General features: G+C 42.3%; 20 protein-coding genes and 1 pseudogene. 6 read left to right on the top strand and 15 right to left on the bottom strand.

Annotated elements, in window-relative coordinates:
• Positions 1-26 precede the first annotated feature (26 nt).
• Together MRY86_RS09395 and mobF are read right to left on the bottom strand one after the other, a co-directional pair.
• Entirely contained in the window at positions 27-425 is a 399-nt protein-coding gene (locus MRY86_RS09395; protein WP_293571325.1) for a hypothetical protein, read from the bottom strand.
• Positions 403-3,228 (bottom strand): MobF family relaxase, encoded by a 2,826-nt coding sequence (mobF, locus tag MRY86_RS09390; RefSeq protein WP_293571323.1) that lies wholly within the window; start codon positions 3,226-3,228, stop codon positions 403-405. The genes MRY86_RS09395 and mobF overlap by 23 nt, the downstream gene beginning before the upstream one ends.
• Positions 3,229-3,451: 223 nt before the next feature.
• Here mobF and MRY86_RS09385 point away from each other — a divergent pair, with 223 nt between their 5' ends.
• From MRY86_RS09385 to MRY86_RS09375, 3 genes are read left to right on the top strand one after another with little or no spacing between them, the layout of a single operon-like run.
• Entirely contained in the window at positions 3,452-4,882 is a 1,431-nt protein-coding gene (locus tag MRY86_RS09385) for a hypothetical protein (RefSeq protein ID WP_293571321.1), read from the top strand.
• A 1-nt stretch (position 4,883) separates the two neighbouring features.
• On the top strand, positions 4,884-5,777 hold the full coding sequence (locus tag MRY86_RS09380; protein ID WP_293571319.1) for a hypothetical protein: 894 nt from the start codon (positions 4,884-4,886) through the stop codon (positions 5,775-5,777).
• Positions 5,774-6,616, top strand: a complete 843-nt coding sequence (locus MRY86_RS09375) for a hypothetical protein (protein ID WP_293571317.1) — start codon at positions 5,774-5,776, stop codon at positions 6,614-6,616. Before MRY86_RS09380 ends, MRY86_RS09375 begins: the two co-directional genes overlap by 4 nt.
• 466 nt (positions 6,617-7,082) lie before the next feature.
• Here the strand turns inward: MRY86_RS09375 and MRY86_RS09370 are convergent, their stop codons facing one another.
• Together MRY86_RS09370 and MRY86_RS09365 are read right to left on the bottom strand one after the other, a co-directional pair.
• The gene (locus tag MRY86_RS09370) at positions 7,083-7,595 is read right to left on the bottom strand and encodes a hypothetical protein (RefSeq protein WP_293571315.1); all 513 of its coding nucleotides are present in this window, start codon (positions 7,593-7,595) and stop codon (positions 7,083-7,085) included.
• Positions 7,596-7,632: 37 nt separating this feature from the next.
• Positions 7,633-8,136, bottom strand: coding sequence for a hypothetical protein (locus MRY86_RS09365; protein WP_293571314.1), 504 nt, complete (start codon positions 8,134-8,136; stop codon positions 7,633-7,635).
• 68 nt (positions 8,137-8,204) lie between these two features.
• Here MRY86_RS09365 and MRY86_RS09360 point away from each other — a divergent pair, with 68 nt between their 5' ends.
• Positions 8,205-8,609 carry a hypothetical protein gene (locus MRY86_RS09360; RefSeq protein ID WP_293571312.1) on the top strand — a complete coding sequence of 135 codons (405 nt, stop codon included), beginning with the start codon at positions 8,205-8,207 and terminating at the stop codon, positions 8,607-8,609.
• On the opposite strand, the gene MRY86_RS09355 is transcribed toward MRY86_RS09360, so the two are convergent.
• Positions 8,606-9,328, bottom strand: a complete 723-nt coding sequence (locus tag MRY86_RS09355) for a hypothetical protein (RefSeq protein WP_293571310.1) — start codon at positions 9,326-9,328, stop codon at positions 8,606-8,608. The genes MRY86_RS09360 and MRY86_RS09355 overlap by 4 nt on opposite strands.
• A gap of 422 nt (positions 9,329-9,750) precedes the next feature.
• Between MRY86_RS09355 and MRY86_RS09350 the strand changes: the two genes are divergently transcribed.
• Positions 9,751-10,287 (top strand): antirestriction protein ArdA, encoded by a 537-nt coding sequence (locus tag MRY86_RS09350; protein WP_293571308.1) that lies wholly within the window; start codon positions 9,751-9,753, stop codon positions 10,285-10,287.
• 360 nt (positions 10,288-10,647) lie between these two features.
• Here the strand turns inward: MRY86_RS09350 and MRY86_RS27160 are convergent, their stop codons facing one another.
• Positions 10,648-10,986: a type II toxin-antitoxin system PemK/MazF family toxin gene (locus tag MRY86_RS27160; RefSeq protein WP_366145561.1), complete on the bottom strand. Its 339-nt coding sequence runs from the start codon at positions 10,984-10,986 to the stop codon at positions 10,648-10,650.
• Positions 10,983-11,282 (bottom strand): hypothetical protein, encoded by a 300-nt coding sequence (locus MRY86_RS09345; protein WP_293571306.1) that lies wholly within the window; start codon positions 11,280-11,282, stop codon positions 10,983-10,985. Before MRY86_RS09345 ends, MRY86_RS27160 begins: the two co-directional genes overlap by 4 nt.
• 136 nt (positions 11,283-11,418) lie before the next feature.
• Between MRY86_RS09345 and MRY86_RS09340 the strand changes: the two genes are divergently transcribed.
• A complete protein-coding gene (locus MRY86_RS09340; protein ID WP_293571305.1) occupies positions 11,419-12,021 on the top strand; it encodes a recombinase family protein in 603 nt (200 codons plus the stop codon).
• A 46-nt stretch (positions 12,022-12,067) separates the two neighbouring features.
• Here MRY86_RS09340 and MRY86_RS09335 read toward each other — a convergent pair whose 3' ends face one another.
• The 8 genes and pseudogenes from MRY86_RS09335 to MRY86_RS09300 all read right to left on the bottom strand — a co-directional run.
• The gene (locus tag MRY86_RS09335) at positions 12,068-12,277 is read right to left on the bottom strand and encodes a heavy-metal-associated domain-containing protein (protein WP_293571304.1); all 210 of its coding nucleotides are present in this window, start codon (positions 12,275-12,277) and stop codon (positions 12,068-12,070) included.
• A 7-nt stretch (positions 12,278-12,284) separates the two neighbouring features.
• Positions 12,285-14,543 (bottom strand): heavy metal translocating P-type ATPase, encoded by a 2,259-nt coding sequence (locus MRY86_RS09330; RefSeq protein WP_293571302.1) that lies wholly within the window; start codon positions 14,541-14,543, stop codon positions 12,285-12,287.
• Between the two features lie 199 nt (positions 14,544-14,742).
• A complete protein-coding gene (locus MRY86_RS09325) occupies positions 14,743-15,321 on the bottom strand; it encodes a hypothetical protein (protein ID WP_020534861.1) in 579 nt (192 codons plus the stop codon).
• Positions 15,322-15,449: 128 nt separating this feature from the next.
• Complete coding sequence (locus tag MRY86_RS09320) at positions 15,450-15,719, bottom strand: cytochrome c (RefSeq protein ID WP_156825647.1); 270 nt, start codon at positions 15,717-15,719, stop codon at positions 15,450-15,452.
• A 25-nt stretch (positions 15,720-15,744) separates the two neighbouring features.
• On the bottom strand, positions 15,745-16,950 hold the full coding sequence (locus tag MRY86_RS09315; RefSeq protein ID WP_020534859.1) for a hypothetical protein: 1,206 nt from the start codon (positions 16,948-16,950) through the stop codon (positions 15,745-15,747).
• A gap of 25 nt (positions 16,951-16,975) precedes the next feature.
• Positions 16,976-17,386, bottom strand: coding sequence for a cytochrome c (locus tag MRY86_RS09310; protein ID WP_156825646.1), 411 nt, complete (start codon positions 17,384-17,386; stop codon positions 16,976-16,978).
• 212 nt (positions 17,387-17,598) lie between these two features.
• On the bottom strand, positions 17,599-18,402 hold the full coding sequence (locus tag MRY86_RS09305; protein WP_293571293.1) for an ATP-binding protein: 804 nt from the start codon (positions 18,400-18,402) through the stop codon (positions 17,599-17,601).
• A pseudogene (locus MRY86_RS09300) lies at positions 18,389-18,732 on the bottom strand (hypothetical protein); the annotation flags it as partial. The pseudogene MRY86_RS09300 and the gene MRY86_RS09305, both read right to left, overlap by 14 nt.

Raw genomic sequence — 18,732 nt, 5'->3', positions numbered from 1 at the left:
AATAGGAAGTCCTCGAATAGCTATTTCTACTGAAAATCCTCAAAGCGAATAGAAGTAACCTCCACCTCACCTTCCTCTACATCCGTGAAGGAGCTGTCAGGTTCTTTGATCCAGATGACCCGATGCTGAATGATATTATCAAATAGCTGTTGTAGATTTTTACCTACGATTATGACCTGTATTCGGGTTGTGCATAATTGTATTTCTGTGTCGCCATTGTATTCCATTGGTGATACAAGGTCATGATAATGGATAGCCTTTTGTTCTCCTAGCGCAGTCATGAATTTCAGGGCCACGGCCATGCCGTCGCGTTCATGGGCAAGACCATAGAACGGATTGTTTCCCAGTGCTTTTATGGCTGAAGACGAACCCTGCTTATAGCGGAGGAATTCAGGGATAGACTTACTTTGTTCTGACTGGTGCATTCTTCACTGGTTGTGGTGGTTTAGGAATCATGCTGATAACCTTATCCTTTTGACTTTGCCATTTTTCGCCCATGTTTGCAAGCTTGGATTTTCCGGTGCGGTAAATGGAACCGATCACTTTGAGCTTGCTCTTCATGCCCGTTTCCTGAGATTGTTGCTGAGCTGCGAGTTCAGAAGCCGTCATTCGCTGAGCTGAACGTTGAACGGATTGCATCAAGCCTTGCTTATCATCCGTATGGATGGAGATGGCAAACTTCCCCCGCGAGGCGGAAACATAGAATTGCTCTTTGCTTGCAGCTCTACCCGTCATGGAGGATTGCATCAATATCACACGATTGACGGATTTTCCCTGCGAGGCAGGGGAGGTGGTATAATAACCATGAGTCAGGTTTCCAAAATGGCGGTCAAGCGTTACATCATTCCTGCCAGTGGAGGCAATGATATTTCCTTTCTTGTCGAAACCCTTTACGGTGAGGGTGTTCCCGTTATTGAGACGTTTTTTCTCGTTGGAAAAACCATTCTGAGTTATCCTGATTTGGTCGCCAACAGCAAGAGGAGTTGTCGATAAACGATACACCGAAAACTTGCTGGCAGCTTCTAGCGGTAGTGCTCTCTCCTCTTTTTTGTCGGGAGTAATGACACGTATTGCACCGTTTTCGTCTTTACCCAAAACCTGGTACTTAGTGCCACGTTTTATACCACCGCTAACATTTTGATGAAATTGTACGACCATACCTTCCTCGTAGCGAGTCGGGTCTTGCTTTTCCGCATCGGTAAATGAGAGATTTTGCTGGGTTTTAAAAACCTGTTCCTTACCACAGATAATTCCTTCTTCTTTGAGCTTGTCACGGATGGTTTCCGTGACCGCTTTTCCTTGTGCGTGGGTAGTAGCTACGATCAGTACATTTTCCTTTTTTTTGAGTGCCTCAGCGTACTCTTCTGCTACGTTCTCACGGGCTTCAGCAAAGCTATCCGCTTCCCGAATAGCCCCCATCTCATCCAGCGTTTGCAAACCGTTTTCCAGGTTTCCGCCGGATATGGATTTTATGGCACTTCGGTACATCTCATTCTTTTGGCGTTGGATCTTTGTAATAGTAGCTGGCTTGATACCCCCAAACTGTTCAATAATTCGCAGCGCATCACCCCTTTCTACGGAGCCGTGCTGTTTTGTATCACCGGTCAACAGAATACGCGCATTCTGTGTTTCGGCCACTTCGATGATCCGATTCATGGTCTGATTACCGACCATGCCCGCTTCATCGATCCAAATAACTCCGTCCTTTACACCAGCTTGCAGCTTCTCACTTTGTAGCAGTTCTGCGATGGTGGTGGCGTTTTCAAAACCATCGCCGCGTTGTACTTCACGGGAGGCAGCAGAGGAGGGGGCAAAGGCACCAAAAGCAATGCCTTGTTCGCGTACCCCTTCGGCGACTTCTTTGATCGACCAGGTCTTTCCGGTACCTGCACCACCGGCAACGACGGTGATGAAGTCACGGGAATTAAGCACATGCTGTACCGCTCCGGACTGTTCAGCAGTCAGTTGCTCATTCTTGATCTGATACTCAGAATTAAGCGGCTCTAAGGTGCCGCGACCATTACGGGCTTTATCTCGCAGTATTTGCTCTTCTTTGACCGACTCGCGGGTCGTATAGATGGTTTCTTCCGTTTTACTGTCCTTTCCTTTGAGTAGGCCTTTACGGCCTTCTAAAGCGTCTCTAATAGCCTCTGGTGTAGCTGACCCCATACTTCGCTTCAGAGCTAAGGTCATTAGCTCTTTATCGGTGGCAACAGACTTTCTTTCCAGAGCATGATCGAGGGCATAGGTAACTGCTTCATCAGGCGTTATTTCTTTTTTCTTTTCAATAGCATTACCCCTTCCAGGCCACGGAGTACCACCATTAGAGGTGTCGCTTTTAGCGTTGCGTACCAGCTCCATTTCGGCAGTAGTGAGGCGAGAAGCCCACTGTTGCCGCAGCTCCTCCCGGCTGTAACCGGTGCGTTTTCCGGCTCTGGTTTTGGCTCCGAGTTCAGCTTTGTCCTCTTCGTAGGTCAAGCCTAACTCGGCCGCTTTATCATTGATCTGGCGGGTACGGTTGGAGAATTTATCAATCGTAGTACGACCAAAACCGGCCAGTTCAAAGTCACGTTCGTTGCGCTCAATTTGGTAGCCGACAGCTTGTAGTTTGTCTGCTAATCGGGAGTTGAATACCGTCTCAAAATAGGACGCATTACGTTTGATGTCACCAAATTGAGCGGCTTTGATGCGTCCTTCTTTTTCGTCATAAGTGGCATTAAATACAAATACATGTTGATGTAAATGTGGATCAGGAATGCCGCCAACGGGCCGTGCGTCGCTGTGCGTGAATGTGCCCCAAAGTAGATTTGCTGTATTCCTGTTTGTATTCTTACCGCGTGCTCTTACCCGTGTAGCCGCGCTTTTTTCAATCTCGTGCATGGTTGTATTCACGGCTTTATCGAAGGCACGCAGAATGTCTTTATCTTTGGTTTGAGCGTAGACGATCGAGACGGATTTGGGTACTGAAAAAGTGAAATCATAACCCACCCGTCGCGAGCTGGAATTACGTGCCGTCAGTTGTTCGCCGGAGACCGGGTTTTGGTTCTCTGCGATAGCCGCAAAGTCATCTCTTTTTACGTCCCCATGCAGGCCGATTCGCTTAGCTAATCGACCGTGCCATTGACCGATTATTTCGCCCTTCTCGGCGTAATAATCTGATTTGGTCAAACCTTCACTAAAGTACTTAGTGGCACCTGATGCAGACTTACTGACGGTAATTCTAAGCATGGTTTAGCTCGTTTTGACTAGTTAAAATTTTAGTTACAGGCGTCTCCCCTTAGCACAGCTAGAGGACTTGTTCGCAAGGTAGCAGCGATTGAAAATCAATGCAATAGGGGGATTCTGGAAAACCCGGGAAAACTGAAACGAAAAGAAAAAGACAGTGCTGTCTCGAATACATAATCTAGTAGATTTGGAGACAACCCTTTTGATATTGAAAAAAACTACGAGTATGGAATCTTATGACTTAGATAAATGGCTGATCAAATTCTCCAACAACCCTAGAGACTTTTGGACCATTAGAGATGCTGTCAAAGGGACTCAAATATTTGGTGGAATCGGTTCAGGTAAGTCCTCCGGTTCGGGTAAATCAATCGCTAAAGCATTTTTGAGAAATGGGTTTGGCGGCTTGGTCCTTTGTGCCAAACCAGATGAGCGGAAGAACTGGGAAGAATATGCCAGACAGACAAATAGGGAAAATGACCTAATCATTTTTAGTGAAGGCAGTGAATATGAATTCAACCCTCTACAATATGAGATGACCAGGTCAGGAAAAGGGGCTGGTGAAGTTTTTAACTTGACCAATCTCTTTATGGAGATTTATAAAATGGGCAATCGGTTCAGCGGCGGCGGCGGAGGAGGAGAGAGTGAGCGTTATTGGGACAATGCTCTAAGGAGATGTATTAACCGAATGATCCAGCTACTTGGTTTAGCTGAAGAAGAGATAAGTATTCGTAACATGAGACGACTATTATCTGCGGCACCGCTTGAGCACGAAGTTGATGGTCTTGCCGAAATGAGCGAGGAAGAGATTTCAAACTGGGGTGATAGCAATTACTGTATGGGTTGTATCATCCAGGCCGGAAATAATCTCGATGAAGAAAACGAAGAGGCAGCAGAGGAATTCACTCTGATCAGCGATTATTTCTTGAGGGAGTTTGCAACGCTTCCTGAGAAGACCAGACCGACAATAGTAGAGTCATTTCTGGGCCTTGCGGAACCGTTTACTTCCGGAATTTTGAGACGACATTTTGCCCAGAGTACCAACCTCTATCCCGAAATAACATTTGACGGTAAAATTATTATTTTGGATTTTCCGGTTAAGGAATATCTAGCGGCAGGGGTATATGCTCAAGGAATATTCAAGCTGCTTTGGCAGCAGGCTACAGAGCGAAGGAACACAAAAGAATATCCTCTTCCTATATTTCTCTGGGTGGATGAGAGTCAGCTATTTTTGTCTGATTACGACCAAATTTTTCAGACGACGGCAAGAAGCTCAAGAGCCTGTACGGTATTCTTAAGTCAGAACTTATCAAACTATTATGTTTCGATAGGCGGAGCCAATCCGCGGCCTAAAGCTGATAGCTTGCTTGGTAACTTATCTACCAAGATATACCATGCCAATAATGATGCTGTGACTAATGAGTGGGCAGCAAGAACTATTGGTAAGTCCTTTATGAATATTACGGGGGTAAGTGTGGGTGATAGCCAATCAGCAAGCCTTAACCAACAGTTACATTATCAAGTAGAGCCAAGAGAGTTTACCACCTTAATGAGTGGTGGGGCTAGTAACGACAATATAGTTGAAGGCGTTATTACAATTTCAGGTAGGGAATGGAGTGACGGGAAGAATTATCGCAAAGCAAAGTTTAAACAGGATTAATATGATACAAGGGTCTTTAACAAAAATGGATGGGGTCTCAGCGGCGAGAGGTCTGACTACTTTTTCCAGAAGCGGCAATCTCATTATCGACACATTTATTCAGAGCTATGCTTTTATAGTAAGTATTGGAGCTATACCTGCCAGGCTTTATTACCGGGAGAATTTAGGGGAAAGGGCGTTCTCGCCTTTCGCACTGATTATTTGCTTAGCTTTCTATGGATACTTCGGCGCTATTCAAGGCACTTTCATAGGTGCGGAAATTGTTGCTCTAATTTTGCCCCGAGGCGAGAGCATTATGACTTCCGAAGGAACCATTGGTTTATACCTGATTTGCTTGTTACTAAGCCCAGTAATGCTCTTTTTAGTCTTTACGACAAATATGGGCATTAAGCATTTTAAAAAAGTATTTCAAGAAGCCGATGAAAAAGACGTTGTTAGATATTCTTACTATAGAGGAGATTCGAGATACTTCAAAGATTTGATAGGGAAGGTAAGTAAGCGTGGAAAAGTCCTGACAGAGCAATATGTGAGAATGATAGTAGAGCCGAGAAAGACGGCTGGGACAGGTCTTACGATATTGTTGATCGTACTTGCCGTTATCTTGGTATCATACCTGATCGACATGAAATTACCTATCGTAGTTTCTTACTATCTAAGCTTCTTTCTTATGACCAGCCTATTTATCCTATTCAGTGCGCAATGCTTATATCTTGAGGAGTTCGGTATCAAGCTCAGGGTGAGAGGGAAAGTGCTAGATATGACAGATGGGGAATATGATATGATGTTCATCAAAGCAGAAAGAGACAGGCTGAAGCTTATTTCTGATTCTGCCCAGAATACGAATAAGAGCACGGTCAATAAGCTTTCTGATGAAGATTCAATAGTAATATCATGATAGAAACATACTTGAATAATCAATACTTTGTTTGGGGAGCTATAGGAGCAGTATTCATACTTGTCTCTATTATTCGGAAAAGCTTCTATCCTATTCTAGCTTTTGCCTTATTTTACTTGGCAATTGTAATAAAAGACACCACTGGCTCTGAAAGGATCGCTGAACTCTTACAGAACTTACTTTACGTTTCTATAGGGGTCAGTTTAATGTTAGGCTACTCTTTTGCCATGACCGGCTTTAGAAGTACTTACCTTTCTCCTAGAGACGAACTACGACTAATCATCTATGGGGTTCTTTTTTCACTTCCTGGATTTTTGTTTTTGGGTGTTGAAAGCTTAGAAATCCTACCCTATTCCTATTCGCTGTTTGCCGTCACCCTAGGGGCAGTAATGCTTTTCTTCTCAGGTAAAGTCGATAGACTATTAAGGAGCAATGAATCTGCTTATTTGGACGATGCCAACAACAGAATTCAAAGAGAAGGTTTAATCAGCTTGAAAGCAACTTTTGGAGATGTAAGCCTTTCGGAGATGAGAAAGAAGGTAGAAGAAGCATTCGATAGGGGCGAAATACCCGAGCCTGAGTATTATGAGGTTTTAGTGGAGATACATTTCCTCAGTCAAGATTATGAGAGCACACTCTTATACGGGAAAGAACATCAAAGGCTACTTCAAGGTAATGTAGGTGCCAGTAAAATTACTAGGAACATCTATATACAGGCTATGTCTGAAGAAGCCTTAGGGAACACAGAGCAAGCTTTGGAGCATTACCGATACGTCGAAGAGAAATCTAATGGCAACTTTTACTATGTGACACAAAAGCTCAAAGAGCAAAAAGTATAATGCTATGACTTTACAATTACGGGACTTACCATTTTATGTATCTGTTGCGATCTATCTGGCCGTTATTTATAATCTGTATTTTTGGGCTTTAGAGTATTCTTTTTCTTTTGAATATCTGCCTTGGATAGTTACCGGATTTATCGCAGCGACTGCTATTTTGTTTTTGATGCTAAACATCATTATGCGACCTGGAATGAGCATTCTAGGGTTGAGTCTTACTAGGAACAAGCTTAATCCGCCAGCTCCATTTACTAGGCATATATATCTGTTCAGAATGTACAACCTAGTCTTTATTGTACAGCTGATCTTTGTCTGGAACAAGTTTCAGGAAGTATGGGGCGAAAACGGGGTTACAGCCGATCTTATCATACCTGTAATATACTCGGTAGTTCTAGCCTATATCACTTTTTTTTACATGAATAGGGTGGAGCCGCTTATACTCATGAACGAGAGGTCAAGATTTTAATTACAGCGATAAAGGGTCATTCATTTTGGACATTAAGTAAGCATCGGAAGTAATTCGTCGGTATCCTGAAAAAAAGGAAAATCCGAGTAACGAAGCCAACACTACGTAGACATATTCAATGAAGCCACTGGCCTCATGCCAGAGGGGTAGTACAAAGAATAATAAAGCGACAAGGATAAGTATTAGAGATACGTTCCGCTCAAGATATGTTACTATTGATATTTGAGGTATTTCTTCTTCTTTCTCTTCGAAATGAGATTTCATAATTCGTGCGCCAAAGCACCTTGGCATCAAAAATCTTGAACTCAAGAAATTCAGAAATACACCTATTACAACCCACCCTGTTATTAGTGCTACTAGAGCCAGCAGAATCTGAAAAATGAAAGAGTCGGTTGCCGTAAATGCGTTGAAACCAAACGATAGAATAAAGCCTACCAATACAGCACCAATTGCAGAGATCAAAATGAAAATTATAGCGTCCTTAAGTTCTACCTGATGAGGTGGATTTTCCATGTATTAAACGTTAGTAAGTTTTGATAGATAGAATTAATTATCTGCCCTTAGTGGGCGGTTTTTTTACAGGTGGCTTCTTCGGGGCTTTAGGAGACTTCTTTGGTGCAGCCGCTTTCAGTTTTGCTACCCCTTTGATCTTGGAAGTATCTTTCTTAGGTTCAGTAGTGGGTTTTACCGCTTTCTTCTCTGGTGGTTTACTTTCTTCCTTTTTAGTAGGCGTTTTGGTAGTTTTTTGCACTTCGGATTTCTGAGGCGGAGGGGATGTCTTAATGGCTACTGCCTTTATTATTGCCACTCCTTTCTTTATTGGTTTCTTTGGTGTTATCTTTTCTGACCACTTTTTACCTTCTGTCTCTTTACCCTTTTTTAGTGTTGTCTCTTCTTGTTTATCTGACTTTTTCTCTGTAGGTGGTGAAGTAGAGGCAGATTTGATCTCACCAATTGAACGACCACGGGCTTTATTGTTATCCTCATTGGGTGCTTTATTTGTTCCGCTAACCCTTTCTACCCAGTCTTTAGGAGGCTGTTTATCCTTGCTCATTAGAGGCAGTTTATGGTATAATACAACATGCCCAAAATAAGAAAAAATAAGAGATATAGAGATTAATAATGTTAATTGATACAGACCTGATTCCCATTAAAGAAAAAGCTGATTTAGGAGACGCTGAAGCCCAATTGGAAATAGCCGGAGCATTTTTTTTAGGGAGAGGAGTTCCCAAAAGCATACAAAGAGCTAAGCACTATTATGAGCTGCTTGCTGCTAGACCGCCGGATGAAGTTGACTTCCTTGGATATGGCACCTTGCTGGCTTTGATTGGCAAACTTGCAGCTAGAGAGCGAAAATTTCGAGAATCACGTTTTTGGTTTGAAGAAGCTTATAAATATATCACTACCACTTATGTTGATGACCTTGCAAAAGAGATAATGGAAGAGATAGATTTAGATGAGTACATGAAAAGTGTAGGGTGTAAACCTATGGATCAAGTTTCGGCTGCTTCTAATACAGCAGACTAGCGTTGCCTTTGAGGTTGCTCTGTTGATCTATATTGAGATATTTCATCGCCAAATTCGATTGTGAAATTAACTATGGCCTGTTGAGTATATGAATCAATAGTGCCGCTTTCTGAGTTTGGTCCTAAATCATATCCGGCCGCTGATATACCCCTCTGTAAATCTTTTACAGTTTCAACATCTGCACAGAAAATATCTCCTTTATTGGATCCCATTATCTCGACGGCACGATCTATGAGGTCATCCTCTTGAGGTGTTGTAGGTTGAATGGAAATAAACCCAACTTGCTGTCTAGCAGCTGACAGCATAATTTTGTTATCTATTTCTAGAGCTGCTGCTTGTGCACCTTGGGAGTTCTTGGGGAATACCTGTTCTATTTCTGAGCCGTTGAAACTACCCTGAAATTTCTCTGCGTCTAAAAACCTAGCACCTCCTGTTATTTCACCGGATGCAGAGTCTACGATCTGCAAGTATAATACATCATCGACTTCAAAGTATCCTACTCTGCTGCTAGAACTTGCTGACACTGATACATTATCATTATAGTGATGACCTCTAACCCATTCTTCGACAGAGTCAGGTACAAGCCAAAAAGAATCATCTTTTTTCCAGCCCAAAGGAGCGTCATTTTGTAAAGTGTTGAAATCTTCAATCTCAACAAACTCACCTTCCCTCAAATGATGTCTATCTTGATATATATATTGAATTTTCAATGGCTTCATGGCAATATTTCATTTATTGATGAAACCATTATACATGCCAATTATTAATAAAGGGTTAACGTGCTTTTCAATTTGTTGATAGCAAGAGAAATCGTCAGTGTTAAGGCGGAGACAGCCCATTGCCCCAAAGGCAGCCAATATCTCACGAATAGGTTCTGCAAGATGTGAGTAAGCAGTGATGATTTTTATTCTAGCCGCTATGGTTCCCTAATTTGGGCTATTGGATCAATCGGCCCTTTTTCTGCTACACCAAGATACAGCTTGTCTCACCCTCTGCAAGTCACGCTTCGACATAGATCAGCAATTTTTTGGGACAAGCCGCAATAAATGGCCGCTCTAGACTGGCATAGGACTCACCTTCACTGAATTCAGGTTCCGCAAAAAGGGCAGATGTCCAATTATCAATTCAAAGAAAAGGAACCATGACTCATCAGAAAAATACTCCCACCGATACATATCAAATATACGTAGCCTCTCTCTCCGATTATAATGCCGGTATTCTTCACGGTAAGTGGATCAATGTCGAAGGACTTAACACCGACGAAATTCAAGAAGAAATCAACGAGATTCTTCGCACCAGTCCATACTCCAAGCAGTACGATGAAGTAGCCGAAGAATACGCTATCCACGACTTTGAACTCGGTGGCATCCGCATCTCTGAATATGAAAGCTTGGACACTATCGTCAGCATAGTAGAAGTACTAACTGAACACGGAGAAGCCTTCGCGATCTATTACAACAATATTGATGACCTAGCATCAGCTAAAGCTAACTTTGAAGATACCTATGCTGGTGAATATGACTCATTCCTAGACTACGCTACCGAAACATTTGATGAACTATACGCTCACTCGATTCCAGAAGGCTTACGCACTTACATAGATTATGCTGCTTTTGCTCGTGACCTTGATGCTGAAGGATACTTTATTGAAGATGGGTTTGTGTTCCGTCCTGTTTAGGGCGGTTTTTCAGTCAAAGATGAAAAGTCAGCTTATTCTATTCTAAGAAAGGGCGGATACAAAGTACATCAGCACTTTGTATCTCGCCCAAGAGTCTACTACAGGAATGTAGCGACGATCCATAGAAGGAAGTCATAGGCCAGCCTGCCAGCAAGGAAAGTCAAGACCCCTTCTTTGATTCTTTGCATTTTCATGAATGAAAATTTAAAGGGCTTACCAACAATATAGCTGGGTGCACCTATGAATGGTCAGCGGTAATCTGCCAACAGACCGTCTACACCATAGAGCCAGTCAGCATCAAAGAAGTTCCTGTAAAGATAATCATCCTATTAGATGTAGAATGGTTTGATAAGAATACAGTTATTGTAAATCAAATACAATATTTATAGCTTCTTCGATGTCTGGTAAATAATGGTATTCCAACCTTCCTTGAAGGTTTGTTACTCTCGAAGTATCAACCGCTCGTAGTTGCTTCAGGTTGATATGCCTTGGTTTATCGAGCTTGTTTTCTGAGGATGGTTCGACATTGACGACGAACGGCCAATTCTTGTGATCTGGCAGAATAGGGGCAACTATTACGGTTCGTGATTTTCTATTAACAACATCTGACTGCAAAATAACGCACGGCCTCTTTTTTCTGGTCTCAGCTCCTACGGTCGGATTCAGGTCTACCCAACGAATTTCTAATTGTTGGATCACCCAATCTCTCCATCGCTAAGTGTGTTGTCCCACTCAGAAAGTTCTTCCAAATATTGAGCATCTTCCGCTTCCTCAATATTCGCTTTGAGGATAGCTGCTTCCAATTCTTGTGAAATATCTCTTCTGATAAGGGTATTGATGTATGCGCTCTTATTTTCTTTGGTCAGTAAAAATTGAGCGACTTCCTCATCAAGGGTAAATGTGCTTCGATGTTGCATATCAATATGACCTTTCAGTATTACGCTATAATCATACCATAAAGGCATATTATGGTCAAGTGCAAAAAAACTGTCCACAAAAACGACCGTTTTCTCGAACACCACTCCCACACATTCCATTCCCACTTTTTCTTTTCATCAGCCGTACAAAAAACTGGTCTACTTTATCAAAGTATGATAAAGCCAATACTGAACCCTTTTAGGAGACACTATTGTGAAGATTGGATACGCCAGAGTAAGCACCAAAGACCAAAAACTCTCTTTACAGAAAGATGCCCTGGAAAAAGAGGGCTGCAAAATTATGTTCGAGGAAAAAGCCAGCGGTGCCAAATCCGACCGGCCGGAACTACGCCGGATGATCGACCAGCTTCGGAAAGACGATATTGTCATTATTTGGAAGTTGGATAGGCTAGGGCGGTCATTGCGAGACCTAGTCAACCTCGTGACCGAGATACAAGATAAAGGGGCTGGGCTGAAATCACTCAATGATTCTATTGATACGACTACTCCCCAAGGCAAGCTGACTTTTCATCTCTTTGCGGCACTTGCCGAATTCGAGCGGGATATTATCAGTGAGCGTACCAAAGCCGGGCTAGATTCTGCTCGGGCGCGTGGTCGAAAGGGTGGGCGACCCAAAGGTTTATCACAACAGGCTAAGGACAAAGCCATCATCTCAGAGACTTTATACCGAGAAGGGAACCTCTCAGTAAGTCAAATCTGCCAACATTTAGGTGTAGCTAGAAGCACATTTTATAAATTACTCAAGCATAGAGGTGTCCAGCTTGTACAAAAAGAGGAGCGTACTAGCTTGTCTTGATAGTAGCTCCTCTTTAATGCCTAGTGTCAGAATGGATATATACTTGCTACTTCGTCTCTGCACTAAAACCAGCCTCCGCAACGGTAGTCTGCACTTCTTCTGCCGTTAAGTCACTTGTTTCTACCGTTAAAGTGCGGTCATCATCCTGTAAATCCACCTGCCAGCTAGCTATGCCTTCTTTGGCTTCCAGTACAGGAGTGACTCTCGATAGACACCCTGTACAATTGATATTGGTTTTGAATTTTAGTTCTTTCATGGTTCGATCAAATCTTTATTTGTTTTAAACGTAAGCTGTTGGCTACTACCGATACGGAACTAAGTGCCATCGCCGCACCGGCAATCATCGGGTCAAGCTCAAATCCATTGATTGGGTACAGTAGACCCGCTGCAATAGGAATTCCGATTAAATTATAAATGAAGGCCCAGAATAGATTCTGTCGAATCCCAATTACAGTCTTTTTCGATAGTTTCAGTGCTTTAGGAATAGCCATTAAATCAGATGTAATCAGAGTCATCTTTGCCACGTCAATAGCAATATCTGACCCTTTACCCATGGCGATACTAACATCTGCCTGTGCCAGGGCTTGTGAGTCATTGATCCCATCACCGACCATGGCCACCGTATGACCTTCTTCTTGAAGCAGTTTCACGTAATCTGCCTTATCACTAGGCATTACTTCGGCCCGGAATTTCGTAATACCTACCTGTTCAGATACAGCGGCGGCTGTTTTAGCATTATCTCCGGTTAGCATGTGTACAGCTATGCCTCGCTTTTGTAATTGGGCAATGGCTTTAGCCGAGCTAGGCTTTACTTTATCGGTAATACCCAGTATTCCGAGTATGGTTTTTTGGTTGGCAAAGAAGATAACAGTCATACCTTCTTCACTCCACTGCGCGTAGGTTTGCTTCACTTTGGCATTGATCTCTAAATCATTCTCTTCTACCAATGTGAAATTACCTACGAAGTAGGTTACTCCATTGTCATCAGTCCCTCGTACCCCTTTACCGGTAATGCTATTAAAGTTAGTGACTCCTTTTGGCGTGGTTCCTTCTTGTTCTAGATACTTTATTATAGCTTCAGCTAAGGGGTGCTCAGATTGTTCTTCTATGCGGCGTAATACTCCCTTGTCGTATGAAGTAGCCGATTTTGTCCAGTATGTTTGCTGTACTTCTGGATGTCCTTCCGTAATTGTTCCGGTTTTATCCAGAATAACGGCATTAACCTTGTACCCTAACTCCAGACTTTCTGCATCTTTGATGAGAATATTGTGCTCTGCACCTTTCCCAATACCTACCATAATAGCTGTAGGGGTAGCAAGACCAAGGGCACACGGACAGGCGATTACCAATACTGCTATAGCATTTAATAATGCATGAAAAAAGGCATCTTGCCCACCCAGTATCATCCATGCCGTAAAAGTGATTATTGCGATCACAATCACCGTGGGAACGAAGACTCCAGCAATCTTATCGACCAGCCTCTGAACAGGAGCTTTGCTGCCTTGTGCTTCTTGTACCATTTGGATGATTTGAGCAAGTAAAGTCTCTTGACCTACTTTCTCAGCTTCAAATTGAAAGCTACCTTTCTGGTTAATAGTACCAGCAAATAATGCATCACCAACAGTTTTGTGAACTGCGATTGGCTCGCCTGTAATCATGCTTTCATCGACGAAGCTATCTCCCGCGATAATACTACCGTCAACTGGTATCTTTTCACCGGGCTTGATTACAATGCGCTGTCCTTGCTTGACTTGTTCGATTGGAATAGTCATTTCTATACCGTCCTCGACGATTCGCATGGTCTTTGGCTGTAATCCAATCAATTTTTTAATAGCAGAAGAAGTATTCGATTTTGCTCGCTCTTCCAATAACTTGCCTAGCGAAATGAAGGTTATTATAACGGTGGCCGCTTCGTAGTAAACGTGGCTCTCAAAGCCTCGGGAAGTAAAAAAATCAGGAAAAAAAGTGTTGAATAAGCTAAAGAAGAACGCTATCCCTGTGCTCAAGGCTACCAGTGTGTCCATGTTAGCCTTACCGAATTTAGCTTGCCGATACGCACCAATAAAGAAATCACGCCCAAACCAGAATAGCACTATCGCACTGAGAGGCAGTGAAATCCATCTACCTGGAACCCAGTGCATATAAAACATACCAAGGATAAAAACCGGAAGTGTTAGTACAGCGGCCCAGATCGTTTTACGCAACGCTTTCTGATAGGATTGTGTAGCCCGATCCTCCTGCTCTTCTAATGCGTTGGAATCATTATCACCTAAGATCAGGTCATAACCTACCGCTTGTAGTGCCGCCTGTAGCTCTTGTTCACTGATAAGAGAATTGTCAAATTCTACTGTTGCTGTAGTATTGGCGAAATTGACCGAGGCTTCATGTACTCCCGGTAGTTGATTCAGGATAGACTCCACACTGGCTGAGCAAGATGCACAACTCATCCCCGTGACGGGAAAACGGTCTTTAGTAGACTGCTTTCTATCATTTTTATTTTCCATGATAACCTCTGCACTCATATTTCTATCTTTTATAGTGCAAAGATCAGGGTAATGGAAGATGAAGCTGTTATACTTTTTTGAGAGAAATTTGCAGCTTTTTGTTTAGGTACAGTAATTCCAAAAATAAAGCGCGGACCACTCAATAGTGATCCACGCTGCTAGCTAAAAGATACTGTAATGCCCTTCAAATATTACTTTGATGTGGATTAAAACAGGATTAATGGTTGGAGCACTCACCAAGTATCCTATTCACTTTATAAGTATTATGAAATTCGTCAAAGGAAAATATTGCTTGCCCGCCGCTAAAGTTTGCGTCTAGTAAATCATGAAATTGGTGGTTCTCCGGGTAGGCCTGTTTAAGATTATCCAGATTAAGAGGTAGTATTGGGCCACTTAGGTTAAGGCTGAAGTGAAATGTTGCAAAACTATTGAGTTCTTCTCCTAAGCTTGTATCGGAGTCTCCTAATTGATAAACAATAAGGTGGCCAACTTCACTAATCTGATATAGCTGGTTTTCGAAGAAACGGAATTGTTGGCCATTACAATCGAGATATCCATAGGTTTCTGACTTTTTATATCGGAATTTACCTTTGGGGGATTTTACCTTGATCCAATCCCTTTTTAGATTGCCAAGAGAGATTCTACTCCCTTTTTCATTACAAGAGAACTCATGAGAGATGAATTCATTGCTGAAATCTTCAAAAGTCAGATATATTCCTGTTGTTTGAGAAAATCCGGATAGAGATGAGATAACTAAAACAAAAACAGGAACTAAGAAATGAAGTAGTCTTTTCATTTTATCGAATTCAGAATAAACAATAGATAAGCAAGGGTAATTATGAGCGTACCACGCGAAAACGGGGCCCTGGATATTCAATAACACTGCTAGTATATTCTATCCCTTAGGCCCCCTGACAACTTCTACTAATTTGCTGTCTTGAGAAAGTCAGCGATTTTCGTTGCTTCCGTAGTTGTTAAATTTGCTCGTACTTGCATATGCATTACGGCAACATCCCATTCTGCGTCGCTGAATGTTTCGGGAGACGGGCTATTATGGCATCGCAGACAGTTTTCACCCCAAAGTTGCGCTCCTGACTTGGTATCAGCTAAGCTATTTGTGGTAGTACAGGCATTCGTTGCAATGGCGACTAATGCTAATAAGAAGAGTCCGGTTATCATTAATGATCTTTTCATGGTAGTACTTCTGTTGATGGAGTTATTAAAAACCTATTGCCCAGTGAATAAAAAATGAATCCTCGCTACCACCTTCCTCATTTTCACTATGTCCGCCTGCCTCGCCGCTAACCGTTCTATAGGAAACCTTTACTAGCGTTCTCCAGTCAAACCAATAGTTTAAGCCAACTTCCCATTGTTGTTGATTGGCTTCCCAAGGGGCTCCTTCCGGGGTTTCGATTGAAGAGTATCGTGTTGCCAGCTCTAAGTTTTGTACAAGCTTACTACTGACAAAGGCGGGCCGGATGGATAACTGGGCAAACCATGTAGAACTTGAGTTGTCAAATGAATGTAACTCGCTTGGATCGTCCTCTTCTGGAAATGCTGCCTCGTCCACGTTTGCGGCTGCATATTGAGCCTTGATGTCTACTACACTTCGCAGTGACGAAAGTCTTTGGACATAAGACATGTCAAATGCGTAGAGGAAGGCAGCAATATCTTCGTAATCACCTTCTTTGTTTCCAACTTTGCCATATAGGCCGGAAATCCCCACTTCTAAGGCAGAATTATTCATTGGGAAAAAACCTATTCGCCCTCCAAAAGACTTACCTTTATTATTGTCAGGTGCAATATCGTAATGGAGTACGCCACCTTCTTCGGCTTCTACGCTTCCATCATTGAGTTGTGGTCCATTAACAGCATAGATCGAATAGTTAGTTTTGATATTTCCTAAATAAGAAGCTCCACGAAGTTCAATTCCAATGTCAGCGGAAGGAAGTATTCCGTCATGACCTGCACCAAGGGGATTAGTAGGGAATTTGTTAATCCATGCCGGGTGAAGATTCGGCACATAGGTGCCAAATGGAAGTAAAAACTTTCCTGCTCTTACTGTGACGGCATCAGATAACAGATAGGACATGTTTGCGTACTCTAGGCCCAAATGAGTCTCGCCACCTTCTAATTCGATCTCCAATTCACCTTCAAAAAGCAATCGATCCGACTGCCTAAAAACAAAAAGAGGATTAAAGGCACCCCCTACGAAAGAGGTCTCCTCGCTGGTCATTTCTAGCCCTGAATGAGCATAACCCCTCAGTAAGAATCGACTTTTTCCTGGTTTAAGATAATCAATAGCTGCACTTTGCTGATCTGTAAGGCTATATCCTTGCTGCGTATTTTGATCGTCTTGGGCAAGGGCTACATTGCAAATGAATAAGGCGAGTGCCAACGTGAATATGTTTAATTGATATTTCATATATAAAGTGGTTGAACTTGAACAATTAGAGTTGTCGTATATAATTCACCAACTGCCAGCGTTGCCTTTCTGTAAGCGTTTCCTGGTATGCTGCCATTGGAGCCCTGCCCTTTGTAATTTTCCAATAAATTGCGCCATCACTTTGTTCTTGTACCGCAGTACTTTGCAGGTTTGATGGCCTTGGATTTAGATTCATTCCGGCCAGACCATCTCCTTTACCTCTATCTCCATGACAAATAGCACACATCTGTTTGAAAAGGCTTCGTCCTAAATTTGCAGCATTGGCATCTCCTGCTACAGGATTCTGAAAATTATCTGCTAAAGAAGGTGCTGTCCATTCTTCCTGCCCGTATACATTGGATGTAGTTAAACTCATACAAAGCAACAGAAAGGGGAAAAAGAGAAATTGCATTAAAAATTTCTTGTCGTTTTTCATAATTCAGCGATGGTTAGTTGATGGTTAATTTGCTGTTATGAAGTTAGACATCTTTTGACAGGAGTACTTGCGGTTTTTTAGGCAATGTTTATTAAATCTTGCTAAGCTATAAGTGGAGTTATATATATATATTTCCGGGTTGAATCAGACCGTTGCTTACTGAGAGCTTGTTTGGTAGGTAGAGTTGCTCTTGTCTACAATTAATTTTTTCCTCACCGAGCATTTATGTATTTCACTGCTTCCTGAATTGTTAAGGGTTTAGTGGAATTGCCGGTTCGGATATAAAAGGACGTTTTGTTTTTACTATGTACATAAGCCGGTGATATTGCTGCCTTTATTCGTAGCACGCAGACATCTTTTTCATCCAAGTCATAAAAATCAATTTCAACAAGAGTACAAAACTCAATGCCGATATCATTAGTGATCAGCTGATACAGTTGTAGCTCAAAGCCATCTCGGTTTTTCTTTTTTAGTGATTGATAGTCTTGTTCAAGACCAAGAATATTCCCAGAGTCATCCAGCCCGATGAGTAGTGTTCCACCGCTTGTGTTCATAAATCCGGCAATAGTTTTTATTATTACCCCCTCGAGGGATTTATTGATAGCGTTTTGGTGGTAATCAAATCTCAAAGAAGATTTAAATTCTACTTGATCACTTTCCCCTTCTTTAATAATTGATAAAAGGCTCCCCTTAAGTTGTTTATCCTGCCTTCTCAGTTTTGCTGCTTGCTGCAATAAATTTCGGTAGTACAGCCCCGAACCCAGGCCGACTAATGCCCCAATCAATACGAAGGCCATAGCCATGCCCGTCATCTGAAAGGAAAAAGAATCCATCATCCTGTCAGGAGCGATTTCCAAAAATTGACGGGTGGTAAATGGTTTGTCGTTCATTTCAAACCAATAAATAACCATCGTTAGCGGGTGGACCAAAAAATAAAATATGACAACACCAAACAACAGATGAATCAAAAGAGTGTATTTTTCTCCGAAGCTTTTCCCCTTATTAATTGCTTCCATATAGAATCATGATTTTTTTGCTGATGAGAAGGTATCCGGCAACTAAGAGCACCATTATCCCTGTTAGTAAATAAGGTAAGAATGTATTCAAAGTCAGTAGCCAACTACCGATAATTGGGCCTATTACCTGACCAAGGCTATCTGTAGATTTTTGGATACCGAGTGCTTCGCCAGCCACCTTTTCCCCTTTCAGTGAAATCAACGATGTGACGTTCGGTGTAATAAAGGCTCCCCCTGTAGACTTATGCTTCTTAAGACAGTCTATAATTGTAAAATAGTAGTTCCAATCAAGTTTGGCAGGGGCTAGCCCCTGCCAAACTTGCGCTTTGC

The sequence above is a fragment of the Phaeodactylibacter sp. genome (assembly GCF_022763345.1).
In the GTDB taxonomy this organism is placed as follows: domain Bacteria; phylum Bacteroidota; class Bacteroidia; order Chitinophagales; family Saprospiraceae; genus Phaeodactylibacter.
The sequence above is the reverse complement of the archived record's forward strand: the minus strand, read 5'-3'. Positions and strand labels throughout refer to the sequence as shown.

Coding starts and splice junctions, on each gene's coding strand:
- MRY86_RS09380 (WP_293571319.1), top strand. CDS start 4,884: ATGATACAAGGGTCTTTAACAAAAATGGATGGGGTCTCAGCGGCGAGA.
- MRY86_RS09320 (WP_156825647.1), bottom strand. CDS start 15,719: ATGAAAAGATCATTAATGATAACCGGACTCTTCTTATTAGCATTAGTC.
- MRY86_RS09315 (WP_020534859.1), bottom strand. CDS start 16,950: ATGAAATATCAATTAAACATATTCACGTTGGCACTCGCCTTATTCATT.
- MRY86_RS09350 (WP_293571308.1), top strand. CDS start 9,751: ATGACTCATCAGAAAAATACTCCCACCGATACATATCAAATATACGTA.
- mobF (WP_293571323.1), bottom strand. CDS start 3,228: ATGCTTAGAATTACCGTCAGTAAGTCTGCATCAGGTGCCACTAAGTAC.
- MRY86_RS09305 (WP_293571293.1), bottom strand. CDS start 18,402: ATGGAAGCAATTAATAAGGGGAAAAGCTTCGGAGAAAAATACACTCTT.
- MRY86_RS09375 (WP_293571317.1), top strand. CDS start 5,774: ATGATAGAAACATACTTGAATAATCAATACTTTGTTTGGGGAGCTATA.
- MRY86_RS09360 (WP_293571312.1), top strand. CDS start 8,205: ATGTTAATTGATACAGACCTGATTCCCATTAAAGAAAAAGCTGATTTA.
- MRY86_RS09325 (WP_020534861.1), bottom strand. CDS start 15,321: ATGAAAAGACTACTTCATTTCTTAGTTCCTGTTTTTGTTTTAGTTATC.
- MRY86_RS09370 (WP_293571315.1), bottom strand. CDS start 7,595: ATGGAAAATCCACCTCATCAGGTAGAACTTAAGGACGCTATAATTTTC.
- MRY86_RS09395 (WP_293571325.1), bottom strand. CDS start 425: ATGCACCAGTCAGAACAAAGTAAGTCTATCCCTGAATTCCTCCGCTAT.
- MRY86_RS09330 (WP_293571302.1), bottom strand. CDS start 14,543: ATGAGTGCAGAGGTTATCATGGAAAATAAAAATGATAGAAAGCAGTCT.
- MRY86_RS09310 (WP_156825646.1), bottom strand. CDS start 17,386: ATGAAAAACGACAAGAAATTTTTAATGCAATTTCTCTTTTTCCCCTTT.
- MRY86_RS09355 (WP_293571310.1), bottom strand. CDS start 9,328: ATGAAGCCATTGAAAATTCAATATATATATCAAGATAGACATCATTTG.
- MRY86_RS09385 (WP_293571321.1), top strand. CDS start 3,452: ATGGAATCTTATGACTTAGATAAATGGCTGATCAAATTCTCCAACAAC.
- MRY86_RS09335 (WP_293571304.1), bottom strand. CDS start 12,277: ATGAAAGAACTAAAATTCAAAACCAATATCAATTGTACAGGGTGTCTA.
- MRY86_RS09365 (WP_293571314.1), bottom strand. CDS start 8,136: ATGAGCAAGGATAAACAGCCTCCTAAAGACTGGGTAGAAAGGGTTAGC.